This is a genomic window from Micromonospora sp. LZ34, from assembly GCF_052981855.1.
The window spans coordinates 98,342-114,317 of sequence record NZ_JBRIQN010000008.1; the positions used below are offsets into that span (position 1 = coordinate 98,342).

Annotated in this window: 12 protein-coding genes; 4 read left to right on the top strand and 8 right to left on the bottom strand. The window is 72.1% G+C overall.

Features of this window, described 5'->3' with window-relative positions:
* Positions 1 to 22: 22 nt before the first annotated feature.
* On the bottom strand, positions 23 to 2,134 hold the full coding sequence (uvrB, locus tag ACVCAH_RS11790; RefSeq protein WP_447136121.1) for an excinuclease ABC subunit UvrB: 2,112 nt from the start codon (positions 2,132 to 2,134) through the stop codon (positions 23 to 25).
* A 530-nt stretch (positions 2,135 to 2,664) separates the two neighbouring features.
* Here uvrB and ACVCAH_RS11795 point away from each other — a divergent pair.
* The gene (locus tag ACVCAH_RS11795; RefSeq protein ID WP_447136122.1) at positions 2,665 to 4,332 is read left to right on the top strand and encodes a hypothetical protein; all 1,668 of its coding nucleotides are present in this window, start codon (positions 2,665 to 2,667) and stop codon (positions 4,330 to 4,332) included.
* A 35-nt stretch (positions 4,333 to 4,367) separates the two neighbouring features.
* Here ACVCAH_RS11795 and coaE read toward each other — a convergent pair whose 3' ends face one another.
* Both coaE and rpsA read right to left on the bottom strand, forming a co-directional pair.
* Positions 4,368 to 5,549 (bottom strand): dephospho-CoA kinase, encoded by a 1,182-nt coding sequence (coaE, locus tag ACVCAH_RS11800; protein WP_447136224.1) that lies wholly within the window; start codon positions 5,547 to 5,549, stop codon positions 4,368 to 4,370.
* Between the two features lie 188 nt (positions 5,550 to 5,737).
* Entirely contained in the window at positions 5,738 to 7,228 is a 1,491-nt protein-coding gene (gene rpsA / locus ACVCAH_RS11805) for a 30S ribosomal protein S1 (protein WP_447136123.1), read from the bottom strand.
* A gap of 390 nt (positions 7,229 to 7,618) precedes the next feature.
* Between rpsA and ACVCAH_RS11810 the strand changes: the two genes are divergently transcribed.
* The 3 genes from ACVCAH_RS11810 to ACVCAH_RS11820 all read left to right on the top strand — a co-directional run bounded on the left by ACVCAH_RS11810 (position 7,619) and on the right by ACVCAH_RS11820 (position 9,180).
* Positions 7,619 to 8,422: a class I SAM-dependent methyltransferase gene (locus tag ACVCAH_RS11810; protein WP_447136124.1), complete on the top strand. Its 804-nt coding sequence runs from the start codon at positions 7,619 to 7,621 to the stop codon at positions 8,420 to 8,422.
* A 121-nt stretch (positions 8,423 to 8,543) separates the two neighbouring features.
* Positions 8,544 to 8,765, top strand: a complete 222-nt coding sequence (locus ACVCAH_RS11815; protein WP_447136125.1) for a DUF2945 domain-containing protein — start codon at positions 8,544 to 8,546, stop codon at positions 8,763 to 8,765.
* The gene (locus ACVCAH_RS11820; protein ID WP_447136126.1) at positions 8,752 to 9,180 is read left to right on the top strand and encodes a DUF3140 domain-containing protein; all 429 of its coding nucleotides are present in this window, start codon (positions 8,752 to 8,754) and stop codon (positions 9,178 to 9,180) included. Before ACVCAH_RS11815 ends, ACVCAH_RS11820 begins: the two co-directional genes overlap by 14 nt.
* A gap of 161 nt (positions 9,181 to 9,341) precedes the next feature.
* On the opposite strand, the gene polA is transcribed toward ACVCAH_RS11820, so the two are convergent.
* From polA to ACVCAH_RS11845, 5 genes are all read right to left on the bottom strand, one after another.
* Positions 9,342 to 12,041: a DNA polymerase I gene (polA, locus tag ACVCAH_RS11825; protein ID WP_447136127.1), complete on the bottom strand. Its 2,700-nt coding sequence runs from the start codon at positions 12,039 to 12,041 to the stop codon at positions 9,342 to 9,344.
* A 122-nt stretch (positions 12,042 to 12,163) separates the two neighbouring features.
* On the bottom strand, positions 12,164 to 12,877 hold the full coding sequence (locus tag ACVCAH_RS11830) for an ABC transporter ATP-binding protein (protein ID WP_447136128.1): 714 nt from the start codon (positions 12,875 to 12,877) through the stop codon (positions 12,164 to 12,166).
* Positions 12,864 to 13,805, bottom strand: a complete 942-nt coding sequence (locus ACVCAH_RS11835; RefSeq protein ID WP_447136129.1) for an ABC transporter ATP-binding protein — start codon at positions 13,803 to 13,805, stop codon at positions 12,864 to 12,866. The genes ACVCAH_RS11830 and ACVCAH_RS11835 overlap by 14 nt, the downstream gene beginning before the upstream one ends.
* Complete coding sequence (locus ACVCAH_RS11840; protein WP_447136130.1) at positions 13,798 to 14,955, bottom strand: branched-chain amino acid ABC transporter permease; 1,158 nt, start codon at positions 14,953 to 14,955, stop codon at positions 13,798 to 13,800. Before ACVCAH_RS11840 ends, ACVCAH_RS11835 begins: the two co-directional genes overlap by 8 nt.
* Positions 14,952 to 15,935 (bottom strand): branched-chain amino acid ABC transporter permease, encoded by a 984-nt coding sequence (locus tag ACVCAH_RS11845; RefSeq protein ID WP_447136131.1) that lies wholly within the window; start codon positions 15,933 to 15,935, stop codon positions 14,952 to 14,954. Before ACVCAH_RS11845 ends, ACVCAH_RS11840 begins: the two co-directional genes overlap by 4 nt.
* Between the last annotated feature and the right edge of the window lie 41 nt (positions 15,936 to 15,976).

Here is a 15,976-nt window from a genome sequence, read left to right on the forward strand (position 1 = left end):
GTCGACCCGGGCCGCCCGCGTGTCACTTCACGCCGGCGGCGTCCATCCCGCGCAGCTCCTTCTTGAGGTCGGCGACCTCGTCACGGATCCGGGCGGCCAGCTCGAACTGCAGCTCCCGCGCGGCGGCCAGCATCTGGTCGTTCAGCTCCTGGATGAGCTGCGCCAGCTCGGCCCGGGCCATGCCCTCCCTCGCCGGTGCGGCGGCGCCACCCCGGCCGCGGCTGCGGGTCTCCTTGACCGGCGCCTTGCCCCGGGAGAGCTGCCGCACCGCGCCGCCGACCCGGGTGTTCTGCTCGGTGTCCTCCGCCTCGCGGTAGATGTCGTCGAGGATGTCGTGGATCTTCTTGCGCAGCGGCTCCGGACTGATCCCGTGCGCCTCGTTGTGCGCAATCTGCTTCGCCCGCCGCCGGTTGGTCTCGTCGATCGCGTCCGCCATCGACGGGGTGATCTTGTCGGCGTACATGTGCACCTGACCGGAGACGTTCCGCGCCGCCCGGCCGATGGTCTGGATCAGCGACCGGCCGCTGCGCAGGAAGCCCTCCTTGTCGGCGTCCAGGATCGCCACCAGCGACACCTCGGGCAGGTCGAGGCCCTCCCGGAGCAGGTTGATGCCGACCAGCACGTCGTAGTCGCCCTTGCGCAGCTCGCGCAGCAGCTCGACCCGGCGCAGCGTGTCCACCTCCGAGTGCAGGTAGCGCACCTGGATGCCGTTCTCGAGCAGGTAGTCGGACAGGTCCTCGGCCATCTTCTTGGTGAGCGTGGTGACCAGCACCCGCTCGTCCCGCTCGGTACGCAGCTTGATCTCGTGCATGAGGTCGTCGATCTGGCCCTTGGTCAGCTTGACGACGACCTCGGGGTCGATCAGACCGGTCGGGCGGATCACCTGCTCGACGAACTCGCCCTGGGACTGCTCCAGCTCCCACGGGCCCGGAGTGGCGGAGAGGAAGACCATCTGGCCCACCCGCTCCAGGAACTCGTCGAAGCGCAGCGGGCGGTTGTCGGCCGCGCTGGGCAACCGGAAGCCGTGGTCGATGAGCATCCGCTTGCGGGACGCGTCGCCCTCGTACATGCCGCCGATCTGCGGGATGGTCACGTGCGACTCGTCGACCACGGTGAGGAAGTCGTCGGGGAAGTAGTCGAGCAGGCAGTGCGGCGGGCTGCCGGGCAGCCGGCCGTCGATGTGCATCGAGTAGTTCTCGATGCCGGAGCAGAAGCCGACCTGCCGCATCATCTCGATGTCGTACGTGGTGCGCATCCGCAGCCGCTGGGCCTCCAGCAGCTTGCCCTGCCGCTCCAGCTCGGCCAGCCGCTCGCCCAGCTCGGTCTCGATGTCGCGGATCGCCCGCTCCATCCGCTCCGGCCCGGCCGCGTAGTGCGTGGCGGGGAAGATCAGCAGGTGGTCCACCTCGCGGACCACGTCGCCGGTGAGCGGGTTGAGGTAGTAGAGCTTCTCCACCTCGTCGCCGAACAGCTCGATCCGGACGGCGAGCTCCTCGTAGGCCGGAATGATCTCCAGCGTGTCACCGCGGACCCGGAACGTGCCGCGGTTGAAGGCCATGTCGTTGCGGGTGTACTGGATGTCGACCAGGCGGCGCAGCAGCTGGTCGCGGTCGAGCTCCTGGCCGATGGCGACGCGCACCGCGCGGTCGAGGTATTCCTCCGGGGTGCCCAGCCCGTAGATCGCCGAGACGGTCGCCACCACGATCACGTCGCGGCGGGTGAGCAGCGACATCGTCGCCGAGTGCCGCAGCCGCTCCACCTCCTCGTTGATCGAGGAGTCCTTCTCGATGTAGGTGTCGGTCTGCGGGATGTAGGCCTCGGGCTGGTAGTAGTCGTAGTAGGAGACGAAATACTCCACCGCGTTGTGCGGCAGCAGCTCGCTGAACTCCTTGGCGAGCTGCGCGCAGAGCGTCTTGTTGGGTGCGAGGACCAGCGTCGGCCGTTGCAACCGCTCGATCAGCCACGCGGTGGTGGCGCTCTTGCCGGTGCCGGTCGCGCCGAGCAGCACCGTGTTGCGGTCACCGCGCCGGACCCGGCGCTCCAGGTCGTCGATCGCGGCCGGCTGGTCGCCGGCGGGCTGGAACTCGCTGACGACCTGGAACCGGCCGTCGAGTCGGGGAATGTCGAGCGCCATGACCCCAACGGTACGCCCGGGGTCCGACACTCCGCCCCGACTACCGTTGGTCCCTGATCGGCTTCGATATTCCCATTGTGTGGCCCATCTCACCCGGCTAGGCTCTTCGTGTAGGCCGCTCGCGGCGGCCGACCGGGCAGGTGGCCAGGCCGTCATCAGCCGGCCCGCCCCCGGCACAGGGGTCGCAGCACCCGGCACTCCCGGCGTGCGCACCCGAGTGGTCGCGCGTGACGCGCAGACCGGCCGCCGCGAGCGCCCCTGCTCGTCAGCACCGCTCGTTGTCCAACCCCGGCTCATCAGCCCGGCACCTGGCCCGTCAGCCCTGTCCGCCGGCCCGGCTCCGGCGTCAGCCCTGTCCGCCGGCCCGGCACCGGCTCGTGCCCTGTTCCGCCGGCCCGGCTCCGGCTCGTCCGCCCGCCGGCCGGGCCCTGGCTCGTCACCCCGGCGCGCTCCGGGACGTCAGCCCATCCGGACCCGGTCGGCCCGCCCCGGCTCGTCACCCCGGCACGCTCCGGCCCGTTCAACTACCTGTGGAGACCTCACGACCGGCGCGTGGCAGCCGCGACGCCGACGGCAGGCCCGACGAACCCCACCACGACACGCCCCGCGGGCGCCGCGCCGGCGGCACCGGCCTGGCCGAGCCGGCCGACCAACGGACGGGCCTCCTCCGCCGTGCCACCGCGTGGCGCCGCCGTGACCCGGCGACGGCCCCCGACGACGCCAGGACGCCCGGCGCGGCCCGCCGGATCCTGAACCGCGACCAGGACGCGATCCGCCGGGTCCTGGCCGGCGAGCCGGGCCCGGTCCGCCGCGGTTCGCTCCGCCGCGGGCTCGCCCGGCGGCGCCGGACCACCCTCCTGGTGCTCGCCGTCGTCGCCGTGCTCTCCGCCGCCGCGCTGGTCGCCGGGCTGCTGAGCTGGGCGCCCGACCCGCCGGAACCAGCCCGGACGCTGACCGCGGCGGAGCACGACCGGCTCGCCGCCATGCGGGTCACCAACTACCGGGACCTGCGGTCCGGGCTGCACGTGACCGTCGGCGACGGCGCGGCGCGCACCGAGCTGGTTGGCTGGGTCGACTGGTCCCGACCGCTGGTCTACCTGGACGTGGGCGGGCCGGGCGCCGGCCCGGAGCGGGGCCTGCTCCAGGCGACCCCTACGGTGCTGCTGCTACGCCCCGACCCCGCCGCGGTGCCGACGCCCGCACCGCCGCCGCTGGTCCCCCCGACGGACCGCTGGCGGTTGCACCACCTGCCCCGCGAGCACCGCCTCGCCCGGCTGGTCGACCTGCTCTTCCACCTCGCCGCCGACCGCCCGGAGCCGGCCGGCCCGGCGCGCGACGCCGCCCGCTGGGTGGGCCGAGCCACCGTGGGAGCGGAACCGGTGGACATCCTCCAGGCCCCGCCGCCCGGCGGCCCGGCCACCGCCGAGCAACCGCGTTACTGGCTGGACCAGGCGGCCCGGCTGCACCGGCTGGAGGCCCGGCTGCCCGGCGTCGGACCGGTGGCGGTGCAGCTGAACCGCACCAACCGGCCCACTCTGCGCCCGGTCGACGCGCTGGGCGGACGGCCGGGTCTGCCCCGGGCGCTCACCGCCGCCGAGCGGGACCGACTGGACCGCCTGCCGGGCCGGCTGCGCGCCGGCGGCGGCGCCACCGTCACCCTGACCGCACCCGTGGGCACCGACACCAACCTGCGCGGCGCCGGCTGGCTGAACTGGACGCGACGCAGCGCCTACCTGACGGTCGCGGACCTGGGCACGCCGAACCGCCGGACGCTGCTGCACCACGGCACCGCCGGCACCGCCCGAACGCAGCTGCCGGCGAGCGCGGTGCCCGGCCCCGCCGAGACGCCCGGCCGGCCGCCGCTGCCGCCGCCCACCGATGGCTGGCGGGCCGGCCCGGCCCGCGCCGACGACCTCGACCTGCTGGTCGACGCGGCGCTACGGGCCGGCGGCTCAGCCGAACGGCGCGGCGACGCGCTCCGGGTGCGCGGCGACAGCTTGGACGGCCGTACGGTGGACGTCGTCGAGCTGCGCACCTCCCGGGCGCTGCTGCGCTACTGGATCGACCGTTCCGGGCTGCTGCGCCGGCTGGAGCTGCGCACCCGTCCGGGCGCCTGGGCCCAGCTCGACCTGACGCCCGGCACGGTGCCCCGATGGGCCGTACCCGCACCGAGCCGCACCCGCCCGGCCGACCGCTGACACCGCCGCGCTGGCGGCGGCGGGCGGTGGGATCGTCAGGGCCGCCAGCCGACCTGGGCGGCCCAGGCCTCGGCCCGCAGGTGTTCCTCGTCGAACCAGGGGTCCTTCGCGGTGCTGTACGTGGCGCTGTCCGGGGCGGCGGCCGCCAGGTCCCGCTTCACCTGCAGGTACTCCGCCCGCTGGTCGGGGTCGGCGCGCAGGTGGTCGCGCATCAGCAGGGCGTACCGCCAGCCCGGCGAGTCCACCGCCCGGATGTGCAGGTAGACCGGGCGGACCGGGTCGGCGCTGCCGTGCAGCCGCTTCGGCCACCGGCCGCTGCCGGGCGGGCGCGGGTTGTCCCACCACTCGCCGGGCAGCCGGGGGAACCCGGCCGCGGCCAGCCGCTCGGCGAACGAGCCGTCCGCGTCGGTGAGCGTCGGCACGGCCAGCTGGATGTCGATCACGTCCTTGGCGGCCAGTCCGGGCACCGCGGTGGAACCGATGTGGTCGATCCGCGGCTCGGCCGGGGCGAGGACGTGCCGGATCCGGGCGGCCAGCCGGGCGTACTGCTGCGGCCAGGTGGGATCGGCCTCGACCAGCTCGACCCGCGCCGGCCGGACCACCCGGCGTTCGCGCAGATTCGCCGCGAAGGGCAACAGCCGCTCGTACCAGAGCGCGTCCACCGCCGCGTGCAGGTCGGCCAGGCTGCCGTCGTTGGTCAGCAGCGCGTCCGCCGCCGCCCGGCGGCGGGCGTCGTCGGCCTGCGCGGCGATCCGCCGCTCGGCCTCCGCCCGGTCCATCCCCCGGTCGCGGGCCAGCCGTTCCAGCCGGGTCGCCACCGCCGTCTCCACCACGACCACCAGGTGGTACGTGGGCGCGAGCCCCACCTCCACCAGCAGCGGCACGTCGTTGACCACGATCGCGTCCGGCCCCGCCGCGGCGGCCAGCTCGGCGGTCCGCGCCCGGACCCGGGGGTGGGTGATCGCCTCCAACCGGCGGCGGGCCGTCTCGTCGGCGAAGACCAGCGCCCCGAGGGCCGCCCGGTCCAACGCCCCGTCGGCGTCGAGCACCCGCTCGGAGAATGCGGCGACGATCTCGGCCAGCCCCTCGGTCCCCGGCGCGACCACCTCCCGGGCGATCCGGTCGGCGTCGATCAGCACCGCGCCCCGCTCGGCCAGCCGGGCCGCGACGGCGCTCTTGCCGGAGCCGATCCCGCCGGTCAGTCCCACCATCAGCACGGCAACAGTCAACCGGATCACGGTTCCACCGCCAAACCGGCCCTCCCGGGGCGGGTGGGGCGGCACGCCCCGCGCCCCCCGAAAAATCGCGCACCAGAGTGTCCGGGGCGTGCCGGTCGGAAACGGCGAGGGCCCCGCCCCCGGCGATCTCTCGATCGCGGGGACGGGGCCCTTCGTCGTTCAGCGGGTCACTTGCCGCCGGCGAGCTTCTCCCGCAGAGCGGCGAGCGCCTCGTCGGTGGCCAGGGTGCCGGCCGGCTCCTCGGCCTGACGGCTCGGGGCCGCGGTGGTCGTGGTGGTGGTGCCACCCGTGACGGCCGGAGCCGGGTTGGCAGCGGCCTCGGCGTCGGCGGCCCGGGAGGTCTGCACCTGCTTGGTGTGGGCCTCCCAGCGCTGACGCGCCTCGGCGTACTGCGTCTCCCAGGTCTCGCGCTGCTTCTCGTACCCCTCGAGCCACTCCCCGGTCTCCGGGTCGAAGCCCTCCGGGTAGATGTAGTTGCCCTCGGCGTCGTAGGTCGCGGCCATGCCGTAGAGGGTCGGGTCGAAGTGCTCCTCGCCCTCGACGAAGCCCTCGTTGGCCTGCTTGAGCGACAGCGAGATCCGGCGGCGCTCCAGGTCGATGTCGATGACCTTGACCATGACCTCGGAGCCGACCTGGACGACCTGCTCCGGGATCTCCACGTGACGCTCGGCCAGCTCGGAGATGTGGACCAGGCCCTCGATGCCGTCGTCGACCCGGACGAAGGCGCCGAACGGCACCAGCTTGGTGACCTTACCCGGCACGATCTGCTGGATCGCGTGGGTGCGGGCGAACTGGCGCCACGGGTCCTCCTGGGTCGCCTTCAGCGACAGCGAGACCCGCTCGCGGTCCAGGTCGACGTCCAGGACCTCGACCTCGACCTCCTGGCCCACCTCGACGACCTCGGACGGGTGGTCGATGTGCTTCCAGGAGAGCTCGGAGACGTGCACCAGACCGTCCACGCCGCCGAGGTCGACGAACGCGCCGAAGTTGACGATCGAGGACACGACGCCCTTGCGGACCTGGCCCTTCTGCAGCTTGTTGAGGAACTCGGTGCGCACCTCGGACTGCGTCTGCTCCAGCCAGGCCCGGCGGGACAGCACCACGTTGTTGCGGTTCTTGTCCAGCTCGATGATCTTGGCCTCGAGCTCGCGCCCGACGTACGGCTGCAGGTCGCGCACCCGCCGCATCTCGACCAGGGACGCGGGCAGGAAGCCGCGCAGCCCGATGTCGAGAATGAGGCCGCCCTTGACCACCTCGATGACCGAGCCGCGGACGACACCGTCCTCGTCCTTGATCTTCTCGATCGTGCCCCAGGCCCGCTCGTACTGCGCCCGCTTCTTGGAGAGGATCAGACGACCCTCCTTGTCCTCCTTCTGGAGGACAAGGGCCTCGATGTGGTCACCGACCGAAACGACCTCGGCCGGGTCCACGTCGTGCTTGATCGACAACTCCCGAGAGGGGATGACACCCTCGGTCTTGTAGCCGATGTCGAGCAGGACCTCGTCCCGATCGACCTTGACGACGGTGCCTTCGACAATGTCGCCGTCGTTGAAGTACTTGATGGTCTCGTCGATCGCGGCGAGGAAAGCCTCCTCGGAACCGAGATCGTCGTGGGTGACCCGGGTGGCGCTCGAGGGGGCCTCGATGCTGCTCGTCATGTGGGCGGTTGCTCCGGTCGGATGGTGTGTCACAGCAGGCTGGTGTCGCGGTGACCTGTTCGCGCCGGCGGATTCGTCACCGGGCACACCGAAAGGTCATCGCGTGGAATCATGGATGGCTCTGCCAGTGGTCCCGGAGACCGCGCACCTGCTCCCTGCCGAGGCACACGATCCGCGAGCGCATCGTCTAGCCTACCGTGCGCATTACCACAGCGTGCAAGCCCTCCCGTCTCCTCGCCGCCTCGTGACCTGCGAAAGCCGAGAAATCACACGGAATGCACCACAGCTGTCTCGTCCGTCACAACCGACCCACCACCCCCACGGCGGACCCGGCTCGGCCACTCGGGCCCACCCGTCCGCCCGGCCGGCGCCGGGGCCTAGCGTGAGCGGGTGGATGACGACAGCCGGGTGACCCGCCGCCGGGTCGGCGACGCGGAGGCCCGCCGGGCCAACCGCCGCTGGTGGGACGCCGACGCCGACGACTACCAGGCCGAGCACGGTGACTTCCTCGGCGAGGTCGACTTCGTCTGGTGCCCGGAGGGGGTGCGCGAGGCCGACGCGCGGCTGCTCGGCGAGCTGGCCGGCCGGCGGGTGCTGGAGCTCGGCTGCGGCGCCGCCGCCGCGGCCCGCTGGCTGGCCACCCAGGGCGCCCACCCGGTCGCCCTGGACCTCTCCGCCGGCATGTTGCGGCACGCCGCGCTCGCCGCCGCCCGCACCGGCGTACGCGTGCCGCTGGTGCAGGCCGACGCGCTGGCCCTGCCCTTCGCCGACGCGGCGTTCGACACCGCCTGCACGGCGTTCGGGGCGATCCCGTTCGTGGCCGACTCGGCGGCGGTGATGCGCGAGGTGTTCCGGGTGCTGCGGCCCGGTGCCCGCTGGGTCTTCTCGGTGACCCACCCGATGCGGTGGATCTTCCTCGACGACCCGGGCGAGGGCGGGCTGACCGCGGTGCACTCGTACTTCGACCGCTCCCCGTACGTGGAGCAGGACGAGACCGGCGAGGCCAGCTACGTCGAGCAGCACCGCACCCTCGGCGACCGGATCCGGGAACTGGTGGGCGCCGGGTTCCGCCTGGTCGACCTGGTGGAACCGGAGTGGCCGGCGGGACACGAGGGGATCTGGGGGCAGTGGAGCCCGCTGCGCGGCCGGCTCTTCCCCGGCACCGCCATCTTCGTCACCGAGAAGCCCGGCTGAGCCGGGTGCCCCGTCCTGGCTGCCGGTGATCGCCGACCGGGCCGCCGGCCGTCGAGATCACCTCCCGGCGGCCCGGCGCCGGTCGCCGTTTCGCCCGGCGGGCCCCGGGTAGCCAGGCCGTATGGCCGAGAAGAGGGAATTCCGCGAGGGTGACCACGTCTCCTGGGCCAGTCACAGCGGCCGGGCGTACGGCGTGGTGAAGGAGAAGCTGATCGACCGGACGCACGTGCGCGGGCACGCCGTGAACGCGTCCCAGGAGCACCCGCAGTACCGGATCCGCAACGACGACTCGGGCCGGGACGTCGCCCACCGACCGGAGGTGCTGCGTCATGAGCCGAGGTGACGAGGGCCGGGACACCTACCGGGAGTTCACGGAGGCGGTGAACATGAAGCCCGGCGAGCTGTCGACGTGGCTGGACAGCGAGAAGTCCAAGCACGTCGGCTGGCGCAAGGGCACCAAGGGCGGCGAGTCGGTGGGGCACGAGTCGGGCCGCCGGATCATCGACCTGCTGCGCCGCAAGCGCGGCGAGCTCTCCGAGAACGACTACCGGCACATGCGCAAGGTCGTCGGATACGTACGGCGGCACATGGCGCAGCGACCGAGCGGCGACGTCAGCGAGACCCGGTGGCGGTACTCGCTGATGAACTGGGGTCACGACCCCCTCAAGGGTCCCCTTCCGCCGCCGGGTGGCCCGTCGCGGCGGGCGCTCGAGCGGCGCGGCGCCCCGCCGAAGGAGCGCCGGGGCCCGGGACGATGACCGGCGTCACCCGGTAGCCGCCCGGAAGCGGCCCCGGGCGCGGCTGTCGGGCACGCCGTCCCGCCGGCGACCAGCACCTTCCGGCAACAGCCGGCGCGGTCCTTCCGCCGGCCCGCTCCAGTGCGGCATCGGCCGGGCGGCCCGGCGGACGCCGGGGCGGGTCAGTGGTCGGCGCTGTTCCAGTCGCGGCCCTCGCCGACCGACACCTCCAGCGGCACCGACAGCGGGTACGCGCCCCCCATCTCGCGCCGCACCAGCGCCTCCAGCGCCTCCCGCTCGCCCGGGGCGACCTCGAAGACCAGCTCATCGTGCACCTGCAGCAGCATCCGCGAGCGCAGCCCGGCCTCGCGCAGCGCGGTCTCCACGTGCAGCATGGCGAGCTTGATGATGTCGGCCGCGGAGCCCTGGATCGGGGCGTTGAGCGCCATCCGCTCGGCGATCTCCCGGCGCTGCCGGTTGTCGCTGACCAGGTCGGGCAGGTAGCGCCGGCGGCCCAGGATGGTGGAGGTGTAGCCGTCGTGCCGGGCCCGGGCCACCACCTCGTGCAGGTAGTCGCGCACCCCGCCGAAGCCGGCGAAGTAGTTCTCCATCAGCCCGCGCGCCTCCTCGGTGCTGATCCCGAGCTGCTGGGAGAGGCCGAACGCGCTCAGCCCGTACGCCAGGCCGTAGTTCATCGCCTTGATCTTGCGCCGCTGGTCGGCGGTGACCTCGGCGACCGGCACCTCGAACACCGACGAGGCGGTGGCGGCGTGGAAGTCGGCCCCGGAGTTGAACGCCTCGATCAGCGCGTCGTCCGACGACAGGTGCGCCATGATCCGCATCTCGATCTGGCTGTAGTCGGCGGTGAGCAGGCACTCGTAGCCCTCCCCCACCACGAAGGCGCGGCGGATCCGCCGCCCCTCCTCGGTGCGGATCGGGATGTTCTGCAGGTTGGGCTCGGTGGAGGAGAGCCGGCCGGTGGCCGCCACCGTCTGGTTGAAGGTGGTGTGGATCCGGCCGTCGTCGGAGACCGACTTGAGCAGCCCGTCGACGGTCGACTTCAGCTTGGCCACGTCCCGGTGGCGCAGCAGGTGCTCCAGCACCGGGTGCGGATTCTGCGCGTAGAGCCACTGCAGGGCGTCGGCGTCGGTGGTGTAGCCGGTCTTGATCTTCTTGGTCTTGGGCAGGCCCAGCTCGCCGAAGAGGATCTCCTGGAGCTGCTTGGGCGAGCCCAGGTTGAACTCCCGCCCGACCGCCGCGTACGCACCCTGGGCGGCGGCCTTCACCTCGGCGGCGAAGTGCGCCTCCAGCTCCGACAGGTAGTGCGTGTCGGCGGCGATGCCGGTGCGCTCCATGCCGGCCAGCACCCGCATCAGCGGCAGCTCGACCCCGGCCATCAGCCGGGCCGACTGCTCGCCGTCGCGGGACAGCTCGGCGTCGATCGCATCGGCCAGGTCGAGGGTGGCCCGGGCCTGGAGCATCAGGTTCTGCTCGACCTCGCCCTCGTTGCCCAGCCCGTCGAGGGTGAGCTGGCCGTCGTCCGGCGCGTCGACCCGCAACTCCCGGTGCAGGTAGCGCAGCGCCAGGTCGGTCAGGTCGTAGGAGCGCTGGTCGGGGCGGGCCAGGTAGGCCGCGATCTGGGTGTCGCGGACAATGCCCTCCAGCGACCAGCCCTGCGCCGCGAAGGCAAGCACGGCGGGCTTGCTGTCGTGCAGCACCTTGGGCCGCTCGGCGTCGGCCAGCCAGCCGGCGAGCGCCGCCCCGTCGCCGGCGTCCAGCCGGGCCGGGTCGACCCAGGCCGCCGCCCCGCCGGCGGTGGCCAGCGCCAGGGCGGTCACGGTGGCGGTGTGCCGCCGGTTGGGGCCGGTGTCCAGGGTGACCGCGACCCCGACCGGGGTGCCGGCCGGGGCGTGCGCGCCCAGCCACCGCGCCAGCGCGCCCGGCTCGGTGAGCACCTCGCCGGCCAGGTCGAAGCCGGCCTCGGCCTCCGGCTCCACCGCCTCGAGGTACTGGTAGAGCCGATCGCGCAGGATCCGGAACTCCAGGGTGTCGAAGACCTGGTGCACCGCCTCGCGGTCCCAGCCGGCCCAGCGGGCGTCCTCCGGGCGCAGCGGCAGCTCCAGGTCGGAGACCAGGCAGTTGATCTCGTAGTTGCGGATCACGTCGGCAAGCCGCTCGCGCAGGCTGTCGCCGGCTTTGCCCTTGATCTCGTCGGCCCGGGCGATGACGCCCTCCACCCCGCCGTAGGCGGTGATCCACTTGGCCGCCGTCTTCGGGCCGACGCCGGGGATGCCGGGCAGGTTGTCGCTGGTCTCGCCGACCAGGGCGGCCAGGTCGCGGTAGCGCTGCGGGGGCACGCCGTACTTCGCCTCGACCGCCGCCGGGTCCATCCGGGCCAGGTCGGAGACCCCCTTGCGCGGGTAGAGCACGGTGATGTTGTCGTCGACCAGCTGGAACGCGTCCCGGTCGCCGGTGGTGATCAGCACCGACATGCCCTGGTCGCGGGCCTGGCAGGCCAGCGTGGCGATGACGTCGTCGGCCTCGTAGCCCTCTTTCTCCACCACCGGGACGCGCAGTGCAGCGAGGACCTCCTTGACCAGGCTGACCTGGCCCTTGAAGTCGGTCGGGGTCTCGCTACGGCCGGCCTTGTACTCGGCGTACCGGTCGGTGCGGAACGAGTGGCGGGAGACGTCGAAGGCGACGACGATGTGCGTCGGCTGCTCGTCGCGCAGCACGTTGATCAGCATCGAGGTGAAGCCGTAGACCGCGTTGGTCGGCTGCCCCGTCGTGGTGGAGAAGTTTTCCACCGGCAGGGCGAAGAAGGCCCGGTATGCCAGGGAGTGTCCGTCGACGAGAAGCAGGCGCGGGGTCGTAGCTGTCACGCAGGCGACTCTAGTCCGTACGTCCGACATCCCCGACCCGGCGGCACCGGCATCGGGCGGAAAAGCGCCGGCGGCCGCCCACCCCCTCGCGGGGACGGACGGCCGCCGGCGGTACGACGCGGTCAGGCCACGCCGAGGTACGCCTCCTTGACCGCCGGGTCGTGCAGCAGGTCCTGGCCGGACCCCTCCTTCACGATCCGACCGGTCTCCAGCACGTACCCCCGGTGCGCCCGGGACAGCGCCTGCTGCGCGTTCTGCTCCACCAGCAGGATCGTGGTGCCCTGCTGGTTGATCTCCGTGATGATGTCGAAGATCTGCCGGATCACCATCGGGGCCAGACCCATCGACGGCTCGTCCAGCAGCAGCAGCTTCGGCCGGCTCATCAGCGCCCGGCCGACGGCGAGCATCTGCTGCTCACCGCCGGAGAGCGTGCCGCCGGCCTGCTTGCGCCGCTCGGCCAGCCGCGGGAACAGGGTCAGCACCCGCTCCAGGTCGGCGGCGATGCCGGCGGAGTCCCGCCGGGTGTACGCCCCCATGTCCAGGTTCTCCATCACCGTCATACCGGGGAAGATCTGCCGGCCCTCCGGGGACTGGCACAGCCCCCGGACCACCCGCAGGTCGGCCCGGAGCTTGGTGATGTCCTCCCCGTTGAAGGTGATCCGACCGCCGGAGAGCGACCGGGTGCCGGAGATGGCCCGCATGGTGGTGGTCTTGCCGGCGCCGTTCGCGCCGATCAGGGCCACCACCTCACCCTCGTTGACGGTGAGGCTGATGCCGTGCAACGCCTCGATCCGGCCGTAGGCGACGGTAACGTTCTCGAGCTCAAGCAGCGTCATCGGCGGACTCCCCCAGGTACGCGGCGATCACCTTCGGGTCCCGACTGACATCGGCGGGCGCGCCGTCGGCGATCTTCCGACCGAACTCCAGCACCACGATCCGGTCGGTGACCCCCATGACCAGGCGCATGTCGTGCTCGATGAGCAGGACGGTCAGCCCCTTGTCACGGATCTTGCGGATCAGGGCGAGCAGTTCCTCCTTCTCCGCCGGGTTGAAGCCGGCGGCCGGCTCGTCCAGGCAGATCAGCTTCGGCTCGGTGGCCAGCGCCCGGGCGATCTCCAACCGGCGCTGGTAGCCGTACGGCAGGTTGCGCGCCGCGTCGTTGGCCCGGTCGGCGATGCCGACGAAGCGCAACAGCTCCATCGCCTTGGCCTCGGCCGCCCGCTCCTCGAGGATGTGCCGGGACAGGCCGAACGCCTTGGCGAACGCCCGACGCACCTCCTGCCACGACCGCTGGATGCCGGCCTCGGCCGTGACCTGCGGCACCTCGTGCGGCTTCGGCTTGAACCGGGGCAGCCGGAACAGCGCCCCGGGCACGCTGGTCTTGTGCCGGGAGTCCGTCCCGACCATGACGTTCTCCAGCGCGGACATCTCCGGGAAGAGCCGGATGTTCTGGAACGTCCGGGAGATGCCCATCCTGCTGATCTGGTGCGGCTTACGGCCGGTGACCCGCTGCCCGTGGAACCGGACCGACCCGGAGGTCGGCTTGTACACCCCGGTCATCACGTTGAACGTGGTGGTCTTGCCGGCGCCGTTCGGGCCGATCAGGCCGAGGATCTCACCCTCGTGGATCTGGAAGTTGATCCCGTCGAGGGCGACCACGCCGCCGAACCGGAGGGTGACGTTGTCGACCTCGAGCAGCACGGGCCGCGGCCCGGGCTGGGTCGGGATCTTCGGCGCCGTCGTGCCGGTGGTCTGGTCAGACATGAGCGGGCGCCTCCTCTGCCTCCGCCGCGCGGTCCTTCAACTCGCGGGCCCGCCGCCGGCTGGGGATCAGGCCCTGCGGACGCAGGATCATCACCAGCACCATGGCCAGACCGAAGGCCAGCCACCGGTAGTCGGCGATCTCCCGGAACCGCTCCGGAAGATAGGCCAGCAGCACCGCGCCGAGCGACACGCCGACCATGTTGCCGGAGCCGCCGACCACGACCATCGCCACGAAGAGGATGGACAGGTTCACGTTGAACTGCGTCGGGTCGATGAACGCGTTCCGGCTGGCGAACAGGAAGCCGGACAGGCCGCCGAGCGCCGCACCGATCGCGAACGCCCACAGCTTGAACTTGAACGGGTAGACACCCATCACCGCCGCGGCGTCCTCGTCCTCCCGGACGGCCAACCAGGCCCGGCCGACCCGGCTGTGCTCCAGCCGGCGCACCGCGAAGACCATCAACAGCACCGTCGTGATCGCCAACCAGTACCACGGCTTCGCGTCGATCAGGCCGAAGATCTGGTTCTGCGCCGACGGCGGGCCCTCCGGCCCGGGGATCGCCGAGATGCCCTGCGGGCCGTTGGTCACCCCGGTGGCGTTGCGGGCCACGATCCGGATGATCTCGCCGAAGCCGAGCGTCACGATGGCCAGGTAGTCGCCGCGCAGACGCAGCGTCGGCCAACCCAGCAGCACGCCGGAGATCAGCGTCAGCACGAGCGCGATGAACAGGCAGATCGCCCAGGTCACCGCCCAGGTGGCCGGCAGGTCGAACTCCTGCTGGATCCACTTCACCACCGGCGAGTTCACCGAGCCGAACAGCGCCACGCTGTACGCGCCGATGGCGAAGAAGCCGATGTAGCCGAGGTCGAGCAGGCCGGCGAGGCCCACCACGACGTTCAGACCGATCGCCACCAGCACGTAGATGGCGCAGACGAACAGCACACCGGCCCAGTTGTTGCCGCCGGCGATCGAGTCGGTACGCAGCCAGGTCAGGCCCGGGATGCCGAGCAGCGGCAGGTAGTAGAGGAACGCCACGAAGGCGACGAACCCGATCGCCTGCTGCCACTTCGGCAGTGCCCGCCAACGGTCGCCGACCGAGGTCAGCAGGCTGACCCGCCGGCGATCTGCGGAGCGAATCTTGTCGATCATGCGCGGGCCCTCCCGAGCGACTCACCCAGCAGGCCGGTCGGACGGAACATCAGCACCACGATCAGCACCACGAAGGCGATGACGTCCTCCCAGTTGGACGCGAAGAGGGTGGCGCCGTAGACCTCGACGATGCCGAGGAAGAGGCCGCCCACCAGCGCACCACGCAGGTTGCCGATGCCGCCGAGCACGGCCGCGGTGAACGCCTTCAGGCCCAGCACGAAACCGATGCTGTTCTGGGTGAAGCCGAACCGCATGCTCCACAGCAGGGCCGCGGCGCCGGCCATGATCCCGCCGAGCACGAAGATCAGCATGATCACGCGCTCCTGGTTGACGCCCATCAGGGCCGCCGTCTCCGGGTTCTGCGCCACCGCCCGCACGCCCCGGCCGTAGCGGGTGCGGTTGATGAACCAGTCCAGGGCGGCCATCATCACGACAGCCGACACGAAGACGATCAACTGGATGTTCGTGATCGCCGTGCCGGCGATGGTGAAGAGCGTCTCCTGCTGGATGATGGTCGGCATGCCGACGATCTGCCGGGCGCGGCCGAACATCGACGGCAGTGCCCCGCCCGCGACGTCCGGCAGCAGCAGGCCGAAGACCTCGACCAGCACCAGCGAGAGGCCGATCGCGGTGATCAGGAAGATCAGCGGCGGCGCGTTCTTACGCCGCAGGGGGCGGTAGGCGATCCGCTCGATCGCCAACGCGGTACCGCCGGAGGCGACCGCCGCGGCGACCAGACCGAGCACCAGGAAGAGCACGGCCTGCCCGATCGGCGGGTTGTTCTGCACCCCGAACGCGGTCCACACGCCCAGCACCGCGAAGGTGCCGACCATGAAAACCTCGGAGTGGGCAAAGTTGATCAGGCGCAGGACGCCGTAGACGAGCGTGTAGCCCAGGGCGATCAGGGCGTAGATCGCCCCCTTGGACAACCCGTCGACGGTGTGCTGGCCGAGATGGCCGAATAGTTCGTCGAAATTCACCGGGGTCTCCTTGCATCGAGTACGGCCGGGGCGAACACCCC

Bases quoted from the DNA above. Each gene is read 5' to 3' on its own strand.
- ACVCAH_RS11830 (WP_447136128.1), bottom strand. From the start codon at position 12,877: ATGACGCTGCTTGAGCTCGAGAACGTTACCGTCGCCTACGGCCGGATC.
- ACVCAH_RS11820 (WP_447136126.1), top strand. From the start codon at position 8,752: ATGAGCCGAGGTGACGAGGGCCGGGACACCTACCGGGAGTTCACGGAG.
- ACVCAH_RS11815 (WP_447136125.1), top strand. From the start codon at position 8,544: ATGGCCGAGAAGAGGGAATTCCGCGAGGGTGACCACGTCTCCTGGGCC.
- rpsA (WP_447136123.1), bottom strand. From the start codon at position 7,228: ATGACGAGCAGCATCGAGGCCCCCTCGAGCGCCACCCGGGTCACCCAC.
- uvrB (WP_447136121.1), bottom strand. From the start codon at position 2,134: ATGGCGCTCGACATTCCCCGACTCGACGGCCGGTTCCAGGTCGTCAGC.
- ACVCAH_RS11840 (WP_447136130.1), bottom strand. From the start codon at position 14,955: ATGATCGACAAGATTCGCTCCGCAGATCGCCGGCGGGTCAGCCTGCTG.
- ACVCAH_RS11835 (WP_447136129.1), bottom strand. From the start codon at position 13,805: ATGTCTGACCAGACCACCGGCACGACGGCGCCGAAGATCCCGACCCAG.